General features: G+C 69.6%; 19 protein-coding genes and 1 pseudogene. 7 read left to right on the top strand and 13 right to left on the bottom strand.

Going from position 1 to position 19457, the window contains the following annotated elements; all coding sequences use genetic code 11:
• The 10 genes and pseudogenes from murD to mraZ form a co-directional block, all read right to left on the bottom strand.
• Window positions 1-1395 (bottom strand): UDP-N-acetylmuramoyl-L-alanine--D-glutamate ligase (murD, locus tag AC2W7K_RS13185; protein WP_486006268.1); only part of this gene is annotated, 1395 nt, incomplete at its 3' end.
• On the bottom strand, window positions 1385-2476 hold the full coding sequence (mraY, locus tag AC2W7K_RS13190; protein ID WP_198499005.1) for a phospho-N-acetylmuramoyl-pentapeptide-transferase: 1092 nt from the start codon (window positions 2474-2476) through the stop codon (window positions 1385-1387). The genes murD and mraY, both read right to left, overlap by 11 nt.
• Window positions 2473-3939, bottom strand: a complete 1467-nt coding sequence (locus AC2W7K_RS13195) for a UDP-N-acetylmuramoyl-tripeptide--D-alanyl-D-alanine ligase (protein ID WP_198499006.1) — start codon at window positions 3937-3939, stop codon at window positions 2473-2475. Before AC2W7K_RS13195 ends, mraY begins: the two co-directional genes overlap by 4 nt.
• Before the next feature lies 1 nt (window position 3940).
• A complete protein-coding gene (locus tag AC2W7K_RS13200; protein ID WP_486006269.1) occupies window positions 3941-4156 on the bottom strand; it encodes a hypothetical protein in 216 nt (71 codons plus the stop codon).
• Window positions 4153-5478: a Mur ligase family protein gene (locus AC2W7K_RS13205; RefSeq protein ID WP_486006270.1), complete on the bottom strand. Its 1326-nt coding sequence runs from the start codon at window positions 5476-5478 to the stop codon at window positions 4153-4155. The genes AC2W7K_RS13200 and AC2W7K_RS13205 overlap by 4 nt, the downstream gene beginning before the upstream one ends.
• Window positions 5478-6533: a peptidoglycan D,D-transpeptidase FtsI family protein gene (locus AC2W7K_RS13210; RefSeq protein ID WP_486006271.1), complete on the bottom strand. Its 1056-nt coding sequence runs from the start codon at window positions 6531-6533 to the stop codon at window positions 5478-5480. Before AC2W7K_RS13210 ends, AC2W7K_RS13205 begins: the two co-directional genes overlap by 1 nt.
• Window positions 6534-6661: 128 nt before the next feature.
• Window positions 6662-7243: pseudogene (locus AC2W7K_RS13215) on the bottom strand (penicillin-binding protein 2); the annotation flags it as partial.
• A gap of 62 nt (window positions 7244-7305) precedes the next feature.
• A complete protein-coding gene (gene ftsL, locus AC2W7K_RS13220) occupies window positions 7306-7848 on the bottom strand; it encodes a cell division protein FtsL (RefSeq protein ID WP_232623619.1) in 543 nt (180 codons plus the stop codon).
• Window positions 7845-8807 carry a 16S rRNA (cytosine(1402)-N(4))-methyltransferase RsmH gene (rsmH, locus tag AC2W7K_RS13225; RefSeq protein ID WP_198499009.1) on the bottom strand — a complete coding sequence of 321 codons (963 nt, stop codon included), beginning with the start codon at window positions 8805-8807 and terminating at the stop codon, window positions 7845-7847. Before rsmH ends, ftsL begins: the two co-directional genes overlap by 4 nt.
• Window positions 8808-9012: 205 nt before the next feature.
• On the bottom strand, window positions 9013-9444 hold the full coding sequence (gene mraZ / locus AC2W7K_RS13230) for a division/cell wall cluster transcriptional repressor MraZ (RefSeq protein ID WP_040342214.1): 432 nt from the start codon (window positions 9442-9444) through the stop codon (window positions 9013-9015).
• 397 nt (window positions 9445-9841) lie between these two features.
• On the opposite strand from mraZ, the gene AC2W7K_RS13235 reads away from it, so the two are divergent.
• Genes AC2W7K_RS13235 through AC2W7K_RS13250 form a run of 4 tightly spaced genes read left to right on the top strand, consistent with a single transcriptional unit; the run spans window position 9842 to window position 14552 of the window.
• Window positions 9842-10831 (top strand): AAA family ATPase, encoded by a 990-nt coding sequence (locus AC2W7K_RS13235; protein WP_198499010.1) that lies wholly within the window; start codon window positions 9842-9844, stop codon window positions 10829-10831.
• Window positions 10832-10835: 4 nt separating this feature from the next.
• Window positions 10836-11687 carry a DUF58 domain-containing protein gene (locus AC2W7K_RS13240; protein WP_486006272.1) on the top strand — a complete coding sequence of 284 codons (852 nt, stop codon included), beginning with the start codon at window positions 10836-10838 and terminating at the stop codon, window positions 11685-11687.
• Entirely contained in the window at window positions 11684-11983 is a 300-nt protein-coding gene (locus AC2W7K_RS13245; protein WP_486006273.1) for a hypothetical protein, read from the top strand. Before AC2W7K_RS13240 ends, AC2W7K_RS13245 begins: the two co-directional genes overlap by 4 nt.
• A 40-nt stretch (window positions 11984-12023) precedes the next feature.
• Window positions 12024-14552, top strand: a complete 2529-nt coding sequence (locus AC2W7K_RS13250; RefSeq protein WP_486006274.1) for a transglutaminase TgpA family protein — start codon at window positions 12024-12026, stop codon at window positions 14550-14552.
• An 816-nt stretch (window positions 14553-15368) separates the two neighbouring features.
• Here AC2W7K_RS13250 and AC2W7K_RS13255 read toward each other — a convergent pair.
• Both AC2W7K_RS13255 and dinB read right to left on the bottom strand, forming a co-directional pair.
• The gene (locus AC2W7K_RS13255; RefSeq protein WP_198499012.1) at window positions 15369-15782 is read right to left on the bottom strand and encodes a DUF3040 domain-containing protein; all 414 of its coding nucleotides are present in this window, start codon (window positions 15780-15782) and stop codon (window positions 15369-15371) included.
• Window positions 15783-16077: 295 nt separating this feature from the next.
• Window positions 16078-17313, bottom strand: a complete 1236-nt coding sequence (gene dinB, locus AC2W7K_RS13260) for a DNA polymerase IV (protein ID WP_198499013.1) — start codon at window positions 17311-17313, stop codon at window positions 16078-16080.
• A 58-nt stretch (window positions 17314-17371) separates the two neighbouring features.
• On the opposite strand from dinB, the gene AC2W7K_RS13265 reads away from it, so the two are divergent.
• Genes AC2W7K_RS13265 through AC2W7K_RS13275 form a run of 3 tightly spaced genes read left to right on the top strand, consistent with a single transcriptional unit; the run spans window position 17372 to window position 19064 of the window.
• Window positions 17372-17890, top strand: a complete 519-nt coding sequence (locus AC2W7K_RS13265) for a hypothetical protein (RefSeq protein WP_232623621.1) — start codon at window positions 17372-17374, stop codon at window positions 17888-17890.
• Window positions 17887-18480, top strand: coding sequence for a polyprenyl synthetase family protein (locus AC2W7K_RS13270; RefSeq protein ID WP_486006275.1), 594 nt, complete (start codon window positions 17887-17889; stop codon window positions 18478-18480). Before AC2W7K_RS13265 ends, AC2W7K_RS13270 begins: the two co-directional genes overlap by 4 nt.
• Window positions 18444-19064 (top strand): polyprenyl synthetase family protein, encoded by a 621-nt coding sequence (locus tag AC2W7K_RS13275; protein ID WP_486006276.1) that lies wholly within the window; start codon window positions 18444-18446, stop codon window positions 19062-19064. Before AC2W7K_RS13270 ends, AC2W7K_RS13275 begins: the two co-directional genes overlap by 37 nt.
• A gap of 5 nt (window positions 19065-19069) precedes the next feature.
• On the opposite strand, the gene AC2W7K_RS13280 is transcribed toward AC2W7K_RS13275, so the two are convergent.
• The gene (locus tag AC2W7K_RS13280; RefSeq protein WP_137826473.1) at window positions 19070-19420 is read right to left on the bottom strand and encodes an Rv2175c family DNA-binding protein; all 351 of its coding nucleotides are present in this window, start codon (window positions 19418-19420) and stop codon (window positions 19070-19072) included.
• Window positions 19421-19457 lie beyond the last annotated feature (37 nt).

A 19457-nucleotide genomic window follows, 5' to 3' on the forward strand; every position in this document is an offset into this window, starting at 1 on the left:
CGCGGCGTCCATGACGGCGGCGCCGCGCACGGCGGGGTCGGCCGCCGCGTCCTCGGGCAGCGGGTCGATGCGGACGATGTCGAGATCGGGGGCGCCTGCGGCGGCGGCCGCGCGGAACGCCGCGTCGTCGACGCCGATGAGGATGAGCGCCTTGAGCCGGTCGGCGTTGGCGGCGAAGAGCTCGGTGAAGTCCGCGCCCTTGGGCAGGCCGCCGGCGATCCACACGATGGGGTCGAAGCTCGCCAGCGACGCCGCGGCGGCGTGGGTGTTCGTCGCCTTCGAGTCATCGACCCAGCGGACGCCGTCGGTCTCGGCCACGGTGACCATGCGGTGGGCGCCGAGGGCATGGTTCTTAAGGCCCGCGGCGATCGCCTGGCCGGGCACGTCGATGCTGCGGGCGAGGGCGGCGGCGGCCAGCGCATTGGCGATCTGGTGGTCGGCGGGACGCTGTCCGGGGGTGCCTGCGGCCCGGGCGACGTCGGCGAGCGAGGCGATCTCGGCGGCAGCCGTGTAGCGCTGCGGGATGAACGCGCGGTCGACGAGGAGGTCGTCGACGACGCCGAGCTCGCCGGGAGCGGGGATCCCGGTGGTGAAGCCGATCGCCCGGGCCCCGGCGACCACCTCGGCGTTCTCGACCATCGTCTTCGTCGCCGCATCGGCGACGTTGTAGACGCAGGCATCGCGGACGTGCTCGTAGATCTTCGCCTTGTCGCGGGCGTAGGCATCGACGCTGCCGTGCCAGTCGACGTGGTCGGGGGCGAGGTTGAGGACGACCGCGGAGGTCGCCGACATCGAGAACTCCCAGTGGAGCTGGAAGCTCGAGAGCTCGATCGCGAGCACCTCGAGTCCGGGTTCGAGGACGGCTTCGAGCAGCGGGGCGCCGATGTTGCCGCATGCCTTCGCGCGCAGTCCCGCGGCGAGCAGCATCGATTCGAGCATCGTCGTCGTCGTGGTCTTCCCGTTCGTGCCGGTGATCGCCAGCCACGCCGCGTCGTTCGTCCCGCGGATCCGCCACGCGAGTTCGACCTCCCCGATGATGGGGATGCCGGCGGCGATCGCCGCGGCGAGCACCGGCTGGTCCGGGGTCCATCCGGGTGAGGTGACGACGAGGTCGAACGTGCCCTCGGGCAGTCCGGCCACGGCCTCGGGTCCGCGGCGGATGTCGACGTCGAAGACCTCGAGGATCGCGGTCTTCTCCGCCATGTCCTTCGTCGCGTCACCGTCGACCAGCACCACCTCGGCGCCGCGTTCGGCGAGGTGGACGGCGGCGGGGAACCCGGTGACGCCGAAGCCGGTGACGAGGATCCGCAGCCCGGCCAGCGACGACGTCGGTCCGCTCAGGGCCGCGGGGATCCGGTCGGCCAGCGGGTAGTCGGCTGCGAGGTCATCCGCCAATGCGCGCCACCCATTCGGCGTAGAAGAGGCAGACTCCGGCGATGACGAAGAGCGCGGCGATGATCCAGAACCGGACGACGATCGTCACCTCGGCCCAGCCCTTGAGCTCGAAGTGGTGCTGGAGGGGCGCCATGCGGAAGACGCGCTTGCCGGTGGTCTTGAACGAGGCGACCTGGATGATCACCGAGAGGGTGATGATGACGAAGAGGCCACCGAGGACGACGAGGAGCAGCTGGGTCCGGGACATGATCGCCAGGCCGGCGATGGCGCCGCCGATCGCCAGCGACCCGGTGTCGCCCATGAAGATCTTCGCGGGAGAGGTGTTCCACCACAGGAAGCCGAAGCAGGCCGCGGCCATGGCGCCGGCGACCATGGCGAGGTCGCGGGGGTCGCGCATGTAGTAGCACGCGTTCGTCGCCTCGGACATGAGATTGCAGTTCTGCGTCGACTGCCACGTGCCGATGACGACGTAGGCGGCGAAGACGACGGCCGAGGCGCCGGCAGCGAGGCCGTCGAGGCCGTCGGTGAGGTTGACGGCGTTCGACACGGCGGTGACGATGAGGTTCGCCCAGATGATGAAGAGGACGAGGCCGACGGCGCCGCCGGCGAAGGCGAGATCGAGGTTCGTGTCCCGGATGAAGGAGATCTTCGTCGACGCCGGGGTCTCCCCGAACGAGTTGGGGAACTGGAGGGCCATGACGGCGAACGAGATGCCGACGAAGGCCTGGCCGAGCAGCTTCGGCACGGGGCGCAGACCGAGGGAGCGCTGCTTCCTGATCTTGATGAAGTCGTCGAGGAAGCCGACGATCCCGAGGCCGGCGGCCAGCCACAGGACGAGGAGTCCCGAGGCGGTGGGCACCGAACCGGTGACCAGGTGGCCGAGCAGGTAGGCGATGATCGCGGCGCCGATGATGACGACACCGCCCATCGTCGGGGTTCCGCGCTTCGTCGCGTGCGTCGTCGGACCGTCGTCACGGACGAACTGACCATAGCCGCGCTTGACGAGGACCCGGATGAAGAGCGGGGTCCCGACGAGCGCGAGGACGAGTGCGACACAGGCCGCGAGCAGCACCGCGATCATTGGGCCCCCGAGACGCCGGCGATGTCGTCCCCGAGATACCGCAGGCCGGCATCACGTGAGGACTTGAACAGAACGATGTCGCCGGCGGCGAGCTCTGCGGTGAGCAGGTCCTTCGCCTCGGCGACCGTGGCCACCCACGTCGCCTCGTTGCCCCACGAGCCCTCGAGGTTCGCGGCGTTGAAGATCGGCTTGGCGCCCTCGCCGACGACGATGGTGCGGGTGATGTTGAGACGGACGACGAGTTCGCCGATGTCGGCGTGGGCGCTGATCGACTCGTCGCCGAGTTCGAGCATCTCCCCGAGCACGGCGAAGGTCCGCCGGGGGCGGGACTCCTCGTCGCCGCGGCCCATCGCCGCGAGCGCCTTGAGCGAGGCGCGCATCGATTCGGGGTTGGCGTTGTAGGCGTCGTTGAGCACGGTGACGCCGGTCGGCGAGTCGATGAGCTCCATCCGCCACCGGCTCGCTGCCGAGGAGGTCGCGAGCGTCGTGACGATCGACTTCACGCCGACGCCGCAGGCGGACGCGACGGCCGCAGCGGCCAGGGCGTTGCCGACGTGGTGTTCGCCGACGAGGGCCAGGCGCACCTCCTGCGGTTCCTCACCGGGCAGGTGGAGGAGGAACGAGGAGTGGCCGGAGGCGTCGGTGGAGACTCCCGTCGCCCGCACCACGGCGTCGTCGGTCCCGACCCAGTCGGGCAGCGACTCGCGCTGGGAGAACCACAGCGTCTCGACGTCAGCGGCGAGCACCTCGTGCATCGCCGCGACCCGGGGGTCATCGGCGTTGAGCACGGCCGTCCCGCCGGCGATGAGGGATTCGACGAGTTCGGCCTTCGCCCGGGCCGTGTTCTCGATCGACCCGAACACACCGGAGTGGGCGGTGCCCACGGCGAGCTCGACGGCGATGTCAGGACGGACGAGGCTCGTGAGGTAGGCGAGGTTGCCGATCGAGCGGGCGCCCATCTCGAGGACGAGGAAACGGGTCTCCTCATCGGCGCGCAGGGCCGTGAGCGGAACCCCGACCTCATTGTTGTACGAGTTCGGGGGCCACACGGTCGGGGCCTCACCGGCGAGGAGATCGGCGGCGAGGTCCTTGACCGTCGTCTTCCCGACGGAGCCGGTGATCGCGATGACGGTGAGCTCACCGGAGGCCCGCAGCGCCTCGACGCTCGCACTCGCGAGCCGCCCGAGCGCCTCGGTGGCGTCGGAGACGAGGACGGTGGGCAGGGGCTGGTCGTCGACGGTGGGCACGGATTCGCCGATGATCAGTGCGGAGCCGGCCTCGACGGCAGCGGCGGCGAACTCGATGCCGTCGACGTTCTCGCCGCGGCGGGCCACGTAGATGTCGCCGGGTCCGACTTCGCGGGAGTCGGTGACGACTCCGGCACTCAACAGGGATTCGGGGTCTACGCCGTACAACTCGCCGTTGACGGCGGTTGCGATGTCGGCTGCACTCAGTCGCTTCATATCAACTGTGAACTTTACCCGTTTCCGGACCGCCGAGTCGCGCAGTCAGCGCCGAGCGTGTCCGGGTGCGGTCGTCGAATTCGGTGACGACGGCGCCGATGGTCTGGCCGGTTTCATGCCCCTTGCCCGCGATGAGCACGGTCGTTGCAGGGTCTGCTGTCGCAATCGCCGAGTCGATGGCCTCGCCCCGATCGGCGATTTCGATGACCTTCTTCACACGCGCGCGCCGGACGCGACAGCCGCATCGATTCCCTCCCGCACGGCCGCTCGGATCGCGGCGGGATCCTCGGTGCGCGGGTTGTCGTCGGTGAGAACGATCACATCGGCTCCGCGCGCCGCCGCCTCACCCATGCCGTAGCGCTTGCCGGGGTCGCGGTCGCCGCCGGCGCCGAAGACGAGGACGAGCTCATCGCTGTCGGCGTCGAGGGAGGCCAGGGCCTTCTCGATGGCATCGGGGGTGTGCGAGTAGTCGACGATCGCCCGGGGCAGCCCGGTCGCCGGTGCCTGGTTGACGTCGATGATCTCCATGCGCCCGGGCACGGCGGCGGTGAAGGTCCGGCCGATCTCCGCGATGTCGGCGGGGGCGAGACCGGCTTCGACGAGCATGGCCGCAGCCAACGCGGTGTTCGTCACGTTGAAGTCACCGGGCAGCGGTGAGCGCAGGGGGATCTGCGTCCCGTCGCCGAGGCGGAGGGTGAAGTCGGACTCCCCCGGCACGTGGTCGATGCGCAGTTCGCTGCGGTCGTCGCGGCCGAGCGTGCGCACGGGGATCTGCGCGGCCTCGGCCATCCGCTCCCCCCAGGCGTCCTCGATGACGATGACGGCACGGTCGGAGAAGGCGCGGGTGAAGAGCAGGGCCTTGGCCGCGAAGTACTCGTCCATCGAATGGTGGAAGTCGAGGTGGTCCTGGGAGAGGTTCGTGAAGCCGGCGACGGCGAAGTGGGCGCCGTCGACGCGGTGCTGGGTGAGCGCGTGCGAGGAGACCTCCATCGCGCACGTGTCGACGTCAGCGGCGCGCATCTTCGCGAACAGGGCGTGGAGTTCGGGAGCCTCGGGGGTCGTGCGGACGCTCGGCACCGCGGTGCCGGCGATGAGGGTCGCGACGGTGCCGATGACCCCGGTGCGCCGGCCGAGCGCCTCGAGCAGACCGGCGAGCAGGTACGTCGTCGTCGTCTTCCCGTTCGTCCCGGTGACGCCGAGGAGCTCCGGGGTCACCGAGGTGCCGTAGATCGCGGCGGAGACGTAGCCGAGCACGCCCCGGGGGTCATCGACGACGAGCCCGGTCACCTCGGCGAGCTGGTCGTCGGGCACGTCCGTGCCGATGATCTCCCAGCCGGCGGGGTCGGTGAGGATCGCCGTGACCCCGCGGGCGACGAGGTCGGCGGCGAACCGGGCGCCGTGGACGTTCGCGCCGGGCAGGGCGGCGTAGAGCTGGCCCGGGGCGACGGTGCGCGAGTCGTGGGAGACCCCGGCGACCTCGCGTTCCGGGTCGCCGTGGATCGTGCCGGGGGCTGCGGGGAGCAGCTGGGAGATGCGCATCATTTCCATTCTCGTGGCGGGAGCTGGGGCTGTTCCGTGGATGGGGGGATCTTGTAGTGCCGCATCGCGAAGCCGGCGACGTCGGAGAACACGGGCGCGGCGGCGGTACCACCGTAGTAGCCGTCGCGGGGACGCTGCAAAGTCACGGAGATCGCGAACTTCGGGTCCTCGGCGGGGATGACGCCGACGAACGAGGCCGTGTAGCCGTCGTAGCCGCTGCCGTCGGCGGCCGGTGCCTGGGCGGTGCCCGTCTTGCCGGCGACCCGGTAGCCGGACACGGCCGCCGACTTGCCGGTGCCCTCGGCGACGACGCCCTCGAGCATCGCCAGGGTCTGGTCGGCGGCCTTCTCGCTGACGACCCGCGTGGGCTCTCCGGCGGGCACCGGGATGGTCCTGCCCGACGGCGAGATCGTGCCGTCGACGAGGCGGGCGGGAACGCTCACTCCCCCGTTGGCGATCGTCGCGATCACCGAGGTGGTCTGCAGGGCGTTCGCGGCCATGCCCTGTCCGAACATCACCGTGTACTTCGTCCGTCCGTCCCAGTCCGCGTAGGGGTGGAGGATGCCGCCGGTCTCGCCCGGGAAGCCGACCGCGGACTTCGAGCCGAAGCCGAACTTCTTCAGGTACTCGTAGCGCTGGGCCTCGGTGAGCGCCTGACCGGCGAGGATCGTTCCCGTGTTCGAGGATTCGGCGAGGATGCCGGCGAACGTGAGCTTCTGATCGGGGTGCGGGGAGGAGTCGCGGAACTCCTCGTCGTTGGGCGCCTTCCACGTGTCGGGGACCGTGAACTCCTGGTCGGGAGTGACGAGTCCCTGGTCGAGGAGGGCAGCGGCGGTGACCATCTTCGCCGTCGACCCCGGCTCGAAGACGTCGGTGAAGATCCGCGAACCGCGATCATCCCCGTCGACCTTGCCGGGGTTGTTCGGGTCGACGGTCGGGGCGTCGGCGGCGGTGATGATCCTGCCGGTGCCGATCTCCTCGATGACGATCGAGCCGGATTCGGCCTTGCGGGCCTTGACCTGCTCCTCGATCGCCTGCTGGGCGTAGTACTGCACCGCGGGGTTGATCGTCGTGCGGATGCCGGAGCGTCGACGGCGTTCTCGATGTTGTTGTCGCCGAGCGGGATGATCTCCCCGCGTGCGCCGCGCTCGTACTGCTGCTTGCCGTCGCGGCCGCTGAGCTCCTCGTCGAAGGAGAGCTCGAGTCCCGCCTGCGCCTGGCCGTCGGAGCTGAGGAACCCGACGAGGTTGCCGGCGATCGCCCCGGACGGGTACGAGCGCACCGCGTACTCCTCGGCGGAGATGCCGAGGATGCCGAGGTCGTCGATCTCCCGCCACGTCTCCGAGGTCAGGCCCTTGGCGACCGGGTTCCATCGTTTGTCCCCGACGAGTTCGGGATAGAGGAGACCCGGGTCGGTGTCGAGAGGGCCGGCGAGCGCCTCGGCGGCCCCCCACGCGCCGACGAGCTTGCCGTCGACCTTGTACTGGGCGACGTTCTGCTGATCGGCGACGACCTGGTAGCGGGAGACGCTGTCGGCGAGCACGGTGCCGTCGGAGGCGACGATCTGACCGCGGTCGGCGGGCAGGGTGCGGGTGACGAGGCGGTTGGCGAGTGCCTGTTCGGCGAGCTTCATCGAATCCATGCCCTGGATCGAGATGAGGCGCACGCCGGTGATGACGAGGACGAGAGCCGAGAAGGCTGCGATGACCGCGACACGGCGACGGAGGTTGGGAGTCTTCTTCGCCTTGCGTGTCCGCGGGGCCATACTTCGTCCTTACCTCATCGGCTCAAATCTCTGTCACTGCCGTCGCCTGCCGTACGTGCCGCTCACTTGGGAGCGACCTGCGCGGGAGGCGCGATGTCCTTGCTCGGGCTGCCGCCGACGACGGGCAACGTCTCATCCGATCGTAGATTGGGCCGGAGGTCATCCCTGGTATCGGCGCGCGGGCCGGGCACAACTGCCGGCTCCTTGTCTCCGCTCTCGTCGATCGGCGGGGCGTCGATGACCTTCCCGGTCTTCGCGTCGAGGAACTCCGGGGAGGTGTCGCGGACGAGTCCGAGCTCCTCGGCGGCCTTCGCGATGTTCTGCGGGGACTCGCGGTAGGAGTTGTCCTCGACGAGGCGGTCCTTCTCCTCGGCGAGCTGCTCCTTCTGCGCCCCCAGCTGATCGATCTGGTACGAGGTGTTGGAGATGTAGATATTGAGCAGGAGGACGGCGACGAGAGCGGTGACGAGGATGCCCAGGCACAGCAGCGAGAAGGGCAGCTTCGACTTCGGCAGCTCGAACTTCAGCAGCCGCAGGCGCGGGGCCGGCGTCGTCGTCGCCGGTGTGCGGTGCTGTGGCCGGGTGACGGCTGGGGCGTGACTCACGGCTGTGCCTCCCTGATCTTCTCGACGGCGCGCAGGCGCACGCTCTTGGCGCGGGGATTGCTCTCCGCCTCTTCCTCATCGGCGACTTCGGCGCCGCGCACGATCTCCCGCAGCCACGGCTGCATGTGCTCGGGCACGACGGGCAGGTCCGGTGGGGCCTGGGTGTGGGTGCCGGCGCGGAAGATCTTCTTGACGATCGTGTCCTCGAGCGACTGGTAGGACTCGATGACGGCAACGCCGCCGAGGTGGAGGGCCTCGAGCGCTGCCGGCAGCGCGGTGCGCAGCACCCCGAGTTCGTCGTTGACCTCGATCCGCAGCGCCTGGAACGTCCGCTTGGCCGGGTGGGAGCGCTTCTTCGTGTCGGGCAGGACGCGGGTGAGCATCGCCGCGAGCTGATCCGAGGTCGTCCACGGCGTCTCCGCGCGGTCGGCGACGATGATCTTCGCGATCTTCCCGGCCATCTTCTCCTCGCCGTAGTCCTTCAGGATGCGACGGAGGTCGGCTTCGGAGTAGGTCGCGAGCACCTCGGCGGCGGTCAGTGCCTGGGTCTGGTCCATCCGCATGTCCAGCGGCGCCGGACGGGAGTAGGAGAATCCGCGCTCGTCCTCGTCGAGCTGGAGGGAGGAGACGCCGAGGTCGAGGAGGATCGCGCTGATCGCCTCGATCCCGAGGTCGTCGAGGACGCTCGGGAGCTCGTCGTCGACGGCGTGGACGATGTCGGTGCGGTCGGCGAACGGCTGCAGGCGAGCACTCGCGATCGCGATGGCGTCCCGGTCGCGGTCGAGGCCGACGAGGTGGACGTCGGGGAAGGCCGTGAGCACCGCCTCGGCGTGACCGCCCATGCCGAGCGTGCCGTCGACGACGACGGGGGTGATGCCCTGTGCCCGGGCCGCCGCGACGCCGACGCCGATGAGCTCGACCACGCGGGCCAGGAGCACTGGCACATGCTGTGCGTTCATGGTCGGGCCCTTCGTGCGTGGTCGTCGGTGTGCGTCGGCGGCTGGCTGCGTCGACCGGCCTGCCGGCCGGGCGTCCTGCTGGAGCCGGAACCTTGTCCGCCGTGGCCCTGGCACCGGGGAAGTGTGTCAGGACTGGTGTGCTTCGGAACCGGGGAAGTGCCCCGAAACCCCATGCACGGCGGGCAAGGATCGAGCCCGAGCAGAATCAGATCACTCCGGGGATCACCTCGTTCTCGCGTTCGGCGAAGGCCTGCTGCGCGCCGACGAGGTACTCCTCCCATGTCGGGGCATCCCAGATCTCGACTCGGTTTCCCATGCCGATCACCGCGACTTCCCGGTCGAGTGATGCGTACTGCCGCAATATGTGCGGAACGGTGATCCGTCCCTGCTTGTCCGGCTGGTCTGCGAAGGCCGCTGACAGGAACACGCGCTGGTAGTCGCGTGCCTCCTTGTTCGTCTTCGGCGCGTTCTGGATCCGCTCGTGCTCGGCTTCGAACTCCGTGGTGGGGAACAGGGTGAGGCAGTTCTCCTGGCCACGTGTGAGAACGAGTCCGGGCGAGAGCTCGTCGCGGAACTTCGCGGGCAGGATGAGGCGACCCTTGTCGTCGAGCTTCTGCATATGAGTGCCCAAGAACATGTCGTCTCACCCCTTTCGAAACCAATCGGCTCCGATAGCAACCACAGTACTCCACTTCCCTCCACCCATTCCAGCACCTGACCCCACTTTCGCCTGTGAACCCTATAAAAGCCCAGGTCAGACCCGTGGAGGAAAGTGGAAGAAATCTCCCGTCCGCGCGTCTCCGGGGGTCCTGAACTGGGCGATCTCGGACTCGGACGACCGCCTCGGCGCGCACCTCTGCCCCGAGAATCCGGGGATCGTCGCCGAGGTGGGGCGACGTGGGGAGGAATGTGGGGAATCCGGTGGGGCGAAGTGGAGGAGGTGGTGGAGGGCGGTGGGGAGGGAAGTGGGGAGGCCGGAGATCCTGAGAGGCGCCCGTGTGCGGACCGGGCCCCTAATAAGGGACAATGGACGCATGTCGACGAGCCAGGAAGCCACACAGACCAATTCAGTCATCGGTGCCGAGCACATCGAGTGGGTACAGCAGCTGACATCACGGGCGCGCACTGCGATGAACTCAGTGCTCGAGGGCAAGGACGAGGCCGTGGGCCTCTCCCTCATCGCCCTCCTCGCCGGCGGCCACGTGCTGCTCGAGGATGTGCCGGGCGTCGGCAAGACCCTGCTCGCGCGGGCGATGGGCAAGGTCGTCGACGGCTCGGTGCGCCGCATCCAGTTCACTCCGGACCTGCTGCCCACCGATGTCGTCGGCGTCAACCTCTTCAATCAGGAGACCCGGCACTTCGAGTTCCGCCGCGGTCCCGTGTTCGCCAACATCATCATCGCCGACGAGATCAACCGCGCGTCCCCGAAGACGCAGTCGGCGATGCTAGAGTGCATGGCCGAGGGCCAGGCGACGATCGACGGCGAGACGCACATGATGCCCTCGCCGTTCATCGTCGTCGCCACTCAGAACCCCATCGACATGGAGGGCACGTACGCTCTGCCCGAGGCCCAGCGCGACCGCTTCATGACGCGCATCTCGCTCGGCTACCCGTCGACGGCCGATGAGGTCGACCTGCTCGACAACCAGATCGAGCACGATCCGCTCACCGCGGCGCAGGCGGTGACGAGCCTCGAGCAGATCAAGCAGGCCCGCGACATCGTCCGCCACGTCTCGGCGAGCCCGGCGCTGCGCGAGTACATCGTCGCGATCCTCCAGGCGACGCGCAATGACCAGGCGATCGTGCTCGGCTCCTCGCCGCGCGGCGGCGTCCACCTGCTGCGCGCCGCGAAGGCCAGGGCCGCCCTGTCGGGTCGAACCTTCGTCACGCCCGACGACATCCAGGCGCTCGCGCCCTTCATCCTCGCCCACCGCATCATCCCGCGCGACGGCGACGACTCGGAACTCGCGGCCGACCTCATCGCCCGCGTGCTCGCGCGAGTGCCCGTCTCGACGAATCAGTGACGGCATGCGGCTTTCGACCTCGGGAATCATCTTCATCATCGCCGGAGCCGCGCTCATCGTCGGCGCCTACCGGTTCGCTCTGCCCGGCCTTCTCCCGGCGGGACTGCTCCTCATCGGGCTCGTCGGCCTCTCCGCCGCCCTCATCGGCTGGGGCACGCGCCGGATCTCGGTGACCCTGCACACTCCCCTGCCCGAGGTCCGGCTCCAACCCGGAGACGAGCGCTACCCGCTGGCGCCCGAGGGCAAGGAGGTCGAGATCGACGCCGTCGTCCGCAACACCGGTCACCTCGCGGTGCCTGCGTCGACGATCGACTTCGTCGCCGCCGACGGCTTCGGCGACTCGACCGTCGGCGAGGTGCCGCCGCTGGCCGGGGGCCGCTCGCAGAACGTCGTCACCTCCTTCACCCCGAACCGTCGCGGCCTCAGCGGCATCGAGGCGGTGCTCGTCACCGTCGCCGGTCCCTTCAGCCTCGTCACGGCGAAGAAGAAGGTGCTCGGCGCGCAGCCGATCGCCGTGGCCGTGCCCTCCCTCGGCGCCCGGATCCCCGGGGACACCGCGAACCGACCGGCGCGCCTCGACGAGGGCAAGATCCGCTCGGGCCACACGACCCGCGACTTCCACACCCGGGAGTACGTGCCCGGCGACGATCTGCGCCACGTCCACTGGCCGACGACGGCGAAGTCGGGTGAGCTCATGGTCCGCCACGAAGCCGAGGAGGAGACGCTCCACGCGCTCATCGTCGTCGATCTCGTCGGCGCCGAGGAGCCCCCGGACGACCTCGAGCAGGAGTTCCTCCTCGCCGCGCGGCCGCCGCCGGTGTCGCCTTCCTCCGCGCGGACTACGAGGTCTGCATGATCACCCCCGGCCATGAGCTCCGGTTCCGGGGCCCGCGCGACGTCGACCGCCTGCGCCTGCTCACCGCGCTCGTCGAACCGGGACCGGCCCACCTGCCCTCCCACGACAACCCCAACCACGTCGTCATCTGCGCCGCCGATGACGCCCGCGCCCAGGCGATGGCCGCGCAGTTCACGCGCCGGATCCCCATCACCGTCCGCAGCCTCTCGGAGATCGATGACATGACGATGCTCGGTTTGAGCGAAGACCTGCCCGAATCCTGGACGACCTTCGACTCGAAGCGGGTCGTGCGATGAGCGCCGACGTCATGCAGCCCGACGTCGGCAGCCCGGTGCTGTGCAGGAGGAGCGGCAGCGCTCCTCGACGTGGCTCGAGTCGCTGTCGGTGTTCGTCGCCATGGTGCTCACCGCCATCGGGCTCTCCGCGGTCTTCTCCGACTTCGACTGGCTGCTGCCGGTCCTCGTCGCCGTCTTCCTCATCGTCCTCGTCGGGGCGGTCTTCCGCAGCATCCCGGGGCTCAAGGCCACCGGCACCGCGGTCATCGCGCAGTGCATCGTCGGCGTCATCGCCGTCCTCGTCCTCTGCGCGCCCGACACACTGCTCGCAGGGATCATCCCGACCGGTGAGTCGTTCGTCGCCGTCATCGACCTCCTCTCGGCCGGGGTGAGCGACCTCTACGCCTCGACCCCGCCGGCGGAGAGCACGCCCGGCTTCACGGCGATGCTGACGATCGCGTTCACGCTCATCACGATCCTCATCGACGGACTCGTCTCCGACCTCGGCGCCCCGAAGGTCAGCGGCGTCCTCCTCCTCGTGCTGTGGATGATCCCGGTGTTCTTCGCCCCCGCCCAGGTGCGGTGGTGGCACATCGCGGCGATCCTCGCCGCGTTCCTCCTCCTCATGCTCAGCCCCTACTTCCCGCAGGCGAAGTGGCGGGGTGGGCTGACCGCCGTCGTCGCCGGCGCGGTCGCGATCATCCTCGGGATCGCCCTGCCGATGCTCCTGCCGCAGGTCCCGACGCTGCCCAACCGCGCGTCGAACAACCAGGGCGACCTCACGGTGACGAATCCGTTCCTCGACCTGCGCGCCGACCTCGGCGCCCGGGACGATTCGACGCTGTTCACGTACACGACGACGGCGGAGAACCCCGAGCCGATCCGCCTGACGTCGATCAACTCCTTCGACGGGCAGACCTGGGCGCCGACGCCGTTCGGGCTCGACCAGTTCGCGATCGCCGCCGAGGGCCTGCCGTGGCCGCAGGGTCTGCCGCGCAACCAGGGCTACTCCGAGCAGCGCATCGACTTCTCGATCGGCCAGTACGATCAGCAGTACCTGCCGACGCCCTACGCCCCGCAGCAGCCGGAGGGACTCGACCGCCGGTGGATCTACGACGAGTCCTCGCTGACGATCGTCGGCAACGGGGAACGCTCGGGCGGGCTCGACTACTCGATGGACTACCTGTCGATCGAACCCGATGTCAGCGTCATGCAGTCGGCGACCCCGGTCAACTCCGCGGAGTTCGAGACCGAGCTCGAAGTGCCCGAGACCCTGCCGCAGAGCGTGCGCGACACCGCCGACGAGGTCACCGCCGGGGCGAGCAACCAGTGGGAGGCGGCCGTGCTGCTCCAGGCGTACTTCCGCAGCGGCGAGTTCGAGTACTCGCTCGACGCCCCGGAGGAGGCCAGCGGGGACGCGATCTCCGACTTCCTCGTCGACAAGCGCGGGTACTGCGTGCAGTTCTCCTCGGCGATGACGATCATGGCCCGGACCCTGGGCATTCCCGCCCGGATCGGCGTCGGCTTCGCCTCCGGCACGGAGAACGGCGGCGAGTACCAGGTCTCGATGCAGGATTCCCACGCGTGGCCCGAGCTCTACTTCGACGGTGTCGGCTGGGTGCGCTTCGAGCCCACTCCGGGCGGACCGGCCGGGGCTCCCCCGGCGTGGACCGTCGCCGACGGCAGCGCCGATGAGGCGAACGAGGAGACCACCGAATCCGCCACCCCGACCGCGGAGCCGACGGAGAGCGCGTCCGAGGCCGCCCCGGCGACCGAGGAGGGACAGACCACCGAGGCGACGGATGCGGCGGCGGAGCCGGCGAACTCGAATCTCGGCACCGTGATGTGGGCCGTCATCATCGCCGTCCTCATCCTCCTGCTGCTCGCGATTCCCGCGCTGTGGCGGGTGCTCCAGCGCCGTCGCCGCACCGGTTCTCCGGTCGACCTCGAGAACGTGTGGACGGAGATCAGGGCACTGGCGACCGATTACGGTCAGAGCCTCGATCCGAGCCGCACCCTCCGCCACAACGAACTCGTCCTCGCCGGCGGTCCTGCCGTCGCCGAGGCGGGTGCTCGCGCCGCCCGCGGCGAGACGGGTGCCGGGACTTCCGGTGGGGCTGGGGACACCGGGTTTGACCGGGCCGGGGTTGCCGGGGTCTCGAGCGCCGGTGCTGCAGGCGCCGGTGCCGATGTCGGAGCCGGTGCCGGGACGCTGGGACCGTCTGGTCCGGGTCACGGCCGCACCGAGGACGGGCGCGTGCCTGCAAGTCAGGCGGCGGCCGGTTCGGACAGCGCAGGCGCGCCCGGCGGCTCGGCTGCGGGACGGCCCCCGTCGGCGCTCGGCCTCGACGCTCTGCGCAGCCCGGTTCCGTCAGCTTCCGGCATCCGCCGCCACGACGACACGGCGCTGTCGGCGTTCATCGACGCCCTCGAGGCGCAGCGCTACGGGGCGCAGGCCACGGACCTCTCCCCCGCCGAGGCGCAGGCCGTCATCGACGAGGTGCAGACGGATCTGTCCGAGCATGCGACGCCCGGCAGCCGGATCACCGCGAAGATCTGGCCGGCGAGCATCTTCACTCCCCCGAAGTGACCGCCCGCCGCGCGTCGACCGACCATAACGGCGATCGACCACTACCCGGAGCGCCGAATCATCCCTGTGCACGGCGATGATTCGGCGCTCCGCGGAGGTCAAGCGCAGCCGCGCGGAGTCCACGACGCTCCGCAGCGGACAAGCCGCTCCGCGTAGGGGTCAGCGCTTCCGCGCCGCCGCCCGCCTCCCCGCCGTTCGGCCTGCCCCGTCCGGCTTCCCGCCACCGTTTGGGCTCACCTGCGTTTCGAGGGCTCAGTTCTTTACCTGAGCCCTCCGGCCCGGACAGAGCTGCCGACGAAAGTCAGCGTGTCGGACCAGCGGCATCTGTGCGCGGAGTCGGCGGCATCTCTCCGAGACCTCCCCGCAGCCACTCGACTCGCCCACCTCGACTTTGCGCCAGGCCAAACCGAGATGGCCATGACAAGGACTGGCCATTTCAGCCTCAACTGGCGCACACCGCGGTTCGGCCTGACCCGTCCGGCTTCCCGCCACCGTTTGGGCTCACCTGCGTTTCGAGAGCTCAGTTCTTTACCTGAGCCCTCCGGCCCGGACAGAGCCCGAGTCCGCCGGGACCTGCATGAGGGCGGTGAGTATTCGTGCGCGCCGGGCGACGGAACGCACTGTGCGCTGGCGGCGGTGCGTTCCACCGCGGGCGGGTCGGGTAGGTCCATCTGCCCACGGGCGGCGACACGTCAAACTGCATGCGAGAGGGCAGGCGACGGCGAGTGGGGGCATGCGAAAGGGCACCGGGATGATTGCTCATCCGCAGTGCCCTTCGAAACTCAGAGGCTCACGACACTCACTGGTGCCGGACGCTCATTCCCCGCGCTGGCGCTTCTCCCAGCGGTCCTCCATGCGACTCATGAAGCCACCGGAGCTCTTGCCGTTCGACTTCGGCGCCGCCCCCGATCCCGAGGAGCTCTTCGCGCCATCGCCGACGCGTCCGGGACGGCTGAACGCCCAGTACATTCCCGCGACCATGAGGCCGAAACCGACGACGCCGAGGGCGATCCACGCGACCGCCTGATTGACCATCGAGATCGCGAAGATCGTCGCGGCGAGGCCGGCGAGGGCGACGAGGATGCCGACGACGAAGCGCTTCGCCGAGAAGCCCGGACCGCTCACGGCCGCCTGGGATTCCGAGATGTTGCGTGCGAATCGGGGGTCTTCGCTGCGCAGCTGCTTCTCCAGCTGATCGAGAAGCTGCTGTTCGTGATCGGAGAGTGGCATGTCGAACCCCCGTTTCCTTACTCTGGCCTATTGCCCCAATCATAGTCTCTGAACACTGAAAAAACATCTTCGGAACGGGGCAGGCGGGGGTATTCCCACCCCGTCCTCAGACTCACTGAGCGCGGCTGAACGCGCGCCCTGTGCGCAGTCCGTGACGCAGCCTCCGACTCCCGTCCCTCCGGGCGAACAACGGCCCTGGCCAGAGCCCCCGCGAGGGGCGATGACCTCCCTCTCACGCCATGTCCGAAACCCGCTGGTCGCGCCTCGGCGCCCCCGTCCCGGGCTCCCGTGAACGTCAGCGCTTGGGGTGCCGGCGCAGGAGGGAGGCCTGTGAGATCGCCTCGGTGCCGAACCGGCGCCGCACATCATCGAGGGCCACCTCTGCTTCGCGTCCGGCGTGCTCGGGTTCGTCCAACCGGGCTTGCCGGCCGCTGACGGCGAAGTCCATGAGCCCGGCAGCGCGGACTCCGAGCAGCCGGACGCCCTTGGTCCGCTGCGCCCGCAGTCCGCGCAGCGCCGGGCCGAGCGCCTCGTACATCTCCCGGGCCAGATCGGTGGGAGCTTCGAGGGTGATCGACCGGGACAGCGTCGTGAAGTCGTCGAGTCGGTACTTGAGCCCGAGCGTCGTCGCGACCTTCCCCTCGGCCCGCACCCGGTGCGCGACCTTGTCGCAGAGCCGCAGCAGCTCATGCTCGAGCTCCGAGAGGTCCCAGACGTCAGCGCCGAACGTGTGCTCGGCGCTGATCGACCGGTCCTTGACCTGCCGATCCATGCCGTGGGAGTCGAGTCCGTGCGCGCTGCGCCACAGGTGGTGCCCATGCGCCCCGAACACGCGCCCGACCCATGCTTCGTCCATCGCCGCGAGATCGCCGATGAGGCGGATGCCGTACTTCGCGAACCCCGCCTGCGTCTTCTCCCCCACGCCGGGCAGCGCCTCGATCGGCATCGGGTCGAGGAAGTCCCGGGTCGCGGCGAGCGGAACGAGCAGCTGGCCGTGCGGTTTCGCCCGCGCCGAGGCGAGCTTGGCGACGACCCGCGACCCGGCGATCCCGACGGATGCGCTCAGTCCCGTGCGCTCCTCGATCTCCGCGCGCAGCTGTGTCGTGATGTGGACCGGGGACCCGAGCCTGCGCACCGCCCCGGAGACGTCGATGTACGCCTCGTCGACGCTGACCTGGAGGACATCGGGGGTGACCTCGGCGACGAGGTCGAAGACCTGCTTCGAATACGCGGAGTACAGGCCATGGGAGGAGGGGATCACCTCGGCGATCGGACACAGACCGATGGCCCGGGACATCGGCATCGCGGCGTGGACCCCGAACTCACGGGCCTCGTAGCTGGCGGAGACGACGACGCCGCGACCGGCCCTGCCGCCGACGATGACGGGCCTGCCGACGAGTTCGGGACGCGAGAGCAGCTCGACGGAGACGAAGAACGAATCCATGTCGAGATGGAGCATCGTCGCTCCCGTGTCATCCGTTCCCAGGTGCTCGAGGTCACCGCCGGAACGGGCCAGCTGCTTGCGGCTCATGTCCCACCCACGGATCGAACTTTTCGGCTCCCGCACGGTCTGCGGGTAATCTGTGACCATGGTATCGCGCAGCACTGTCACGACGATGACGCTTGCCCTCGGCCTTGTCCTCGCCGGATGTTCGGGACCCAGCGACCCGACGTCCCAGTCGACGTCGACCCCATCGGAGTCCGCGACGCAGACCGACGCCACTGCCGCTCCCAGCGATGCGGGAACCGAGAGCCCGACCCCCACCGAGGCGGCCCCCACGCAGGCCGAGCTCCCCGACTTCATGGCCCCCTATGAGGGCGCCGAGGTGATCTCGAGTTCGCGCGCGCAGGCGGAGTCCGGCACGCTCGACCAGGTGAGCATCGTCATGCGGGCGGAGGCCGAACCCGACGACATCGTCAAGTCCTACACCGAGAAGCTGGAGCAGGCCGGGTTCGAGACGTTCGGCGACGGGTCGCTGACGAAGGCAGCCCAGGTCGTGAACTTCCGTCACAAGGACAACGACGGCATGCTCGTCCTCACCGTCAGCGACGACCCCGCCGACCCGAAGGCCTCGATCGTGTCGCTCGGCGGGACCATCGCTCCGTGACCTCGCCCGACCGCGTCGAGTCCCTCGACGCTCCCGCGGACATCGCCGCCGAGGTGGCGGCCGGCATCTCCTCCTTCCTCACCGCGAAGGCGGCTGAGTTCGAGGCGATCTCGCCCGATACGGCGGAGATCGGCACCGCGCTCATAGACTTCACCCGGGGCGGCAAGCGGATCCGCCCGGTCCTCCTGTGGTGGGGCTATCAGCTCGCCACCGGAGGCGGGCGCCGTCTCGGTGACGGGACGGACACCACGCGTTCGGCACTCGCCGAGGCGGCCGCCTCCCTCGAGCTCCTCCACGCCGCGGCCCTCATCCACGACGATGTCATCGACCACTCGGACACCCGGCGCGGCGAGCCGGCCCTCCACCGCCGCTTCGAGTCCCTCCACGCGGCGCTGGGCTATCAGGGCGAGGCGGAGCCGTTCGGGGTCGCCGCGGCGATCGTCATCGGCGACATCTGCCTGGCCCTGAGCGAGGAGATCTACGAGACCGCGTGCGACGCCCTCTCCGGGTCGGTCACGGCGCAGGCTCTGCGCGCGCAGATGCGCCGGGAGTCATGGTCGGACAGTTCCTCGACGTCCGCGCCGAGGTGATCCCCCTCGACGATGACCGCATCAGCGAACGGGCGTGGGAGGTGCTGAGCTTCAAGTCGGCGAAGTACTCCGTCGAACAGCCGCTCCTCCTCGGCGCGGCTCTCGGCGGGGCGAGCGACGAGCAGCTCGCCGCGCTCTCCCGCTTCGGCCTGCCGCTGGGACAGGCGTTCCAGCTGCGCGACGACGTCCTCGGCATCTTCGGCGACCCGGCAGCGACCGGCAAGCCCGCCGGCGACGACATCCGTGAGGGCAAGCGCACCGTGCTCATCGCCGAGAGCCTGCGCAGGATGCCCGCCGAACGGCGGGAGATCCTCGCCGCGCGCCTCGGGGTCGGCGACCTCAGCGACGCCGAGGTGGCCGAGACCGTGACGATGCTCGCCGAGGCGGGCGGACTCGCCGCCGTCGAGGAGCTCATCGCGATCAAGCACGGGGAGGCGCTGAGCGAGCTGCGCCGGTGGTCCGACGATGGGCAGGCGCTCGACGCCGCAGGGTCAACCGGTGCCGGGACGGCGTTCCGCCTCGGCGAGGGTGCCGTCGAACGGCTCGAGGACTTCGCGACGAAGCTGAGCTATCGGCAGCGCTGAGGCAGTCAGAACGCGAGCGCCTGGGCGCGGCGGCGGACTTCCTTGCGGTTGCCGGCGCGGAGCAGGTCGATCGGGCGTCCCGGCAGGGAGTCGTCGGGGGTGAAGAGCCATTTGATCGACTCCTCGGCGTCGAAACCGGCGTCCTTGAGAGTGCTCAGCGTGCCCTTGAGCGGGGTGAGCACCGCGCCGTCGACGAAGAACGCGGACGGCACCCGCAGCACCTTGGGGTCGCCGTGCTTGTACCCGCAGATCGCGCCGTCTTCGAGGAGTCTGCGCACCTGGGAGATGCCGAGACCGGTTGATTCCGCGATGTCCGGCAGGGTTTCCCAGTCCTGGACGAGTTCTTCCGTATTCACCCCTCAAGCCTAGCAAAATCGGGAAGAAACACGCCGC

It is taken from the genome of Brevibacterium sp. LAARM2_SD2, from assembly GCF_057364785.1.

Bases quoted from the DNA above. Each gene is read 5' to 3' on its own strand.
- mraY (WP_198499005.1), bottom strand. From the start codon at position 2,476: ATGATCGCGGTGCTGCTCGCGGCCTGTGTCGCACTCGTCCTCGCGCTC.
- AC2W7K_RS13195 (WP_198499006.1), bottom strand. From the start codon at position 3,939: ATGAAGCGACTGAGTGCAGCCGACATCGCAACCGCCGTCAACGGCGAG.
- AC2W7K_RS13205 (WP_486006270.1), bottom strand. From the start codon at position 5,478: ATGCGCATCTCCCAGCTGCTCCCCGCAGCCCCCGGCACGATCCACGGC.
- rsmH (WP_198499009.1), bottom strand. From the start codon at position 8,807: ATGAACGCACAGCATGTGCCAGTGCTCCTGGCCCGCGTGGTCGAGCTC.
- mraZ (WP_040342214.1), bottom strand. From the start codon at position 9,444: ATGTTCTTGGGCACTCATATGCAGAAGCTCGACGACAAGGGTCGCCTC.
- AC2W7K_RS13235 (WP_198499010.1), top strand. From the start codon at position 9,842: ATGTCGACGAGCCAGGAAGCCACACAGACCAATTCAGTCATCGGTGCC.
- AC2W7K_RS13240 (WP_486006272.1), top strand. From the start codon at position 10,836: ATGCGGCTTTCGACCTCGGGAATCATCTTCATCATCGCCGGAGCCGCG.
- AC2W7K_RS13245 (WP_486006273.1), top strand. From the start codon at position 11,684: ATGATCACCCCCGGCCATGAGCTCCGGTTCCGGGGCCCGCGCGACGTC.
- AC2W7K_RS13255 (WP_198499012.1), bottom strand. From the start codon at position 15,782: ATGCCACTCTCCGATCACGAACAGCAGCTTCTCGATCAGCTGGAGAAG.
- dinB (WP_198499013.1), bottom strand. From the start codon at position 17,313: ATGAGCCGCAAGCAGCTGGCCCGTTCCGGCGGTGACCTCGAGCACCTG.
- AC2W7K_RS13265 (WP_232623621.1), top strand. From the start codon at position 17,372: ATGGTATCGCGCAGCACTGTCACGACGATGACGCTTGCCCTCGGCCTT.
- AC2W7K_RS13275 (WP_486006276.1), top strand. From the start codon at position 18,444: ATGGTCGGACAGTTCCTCGACGTCCGCGCCGAGGTGATCCCCCTCGAC.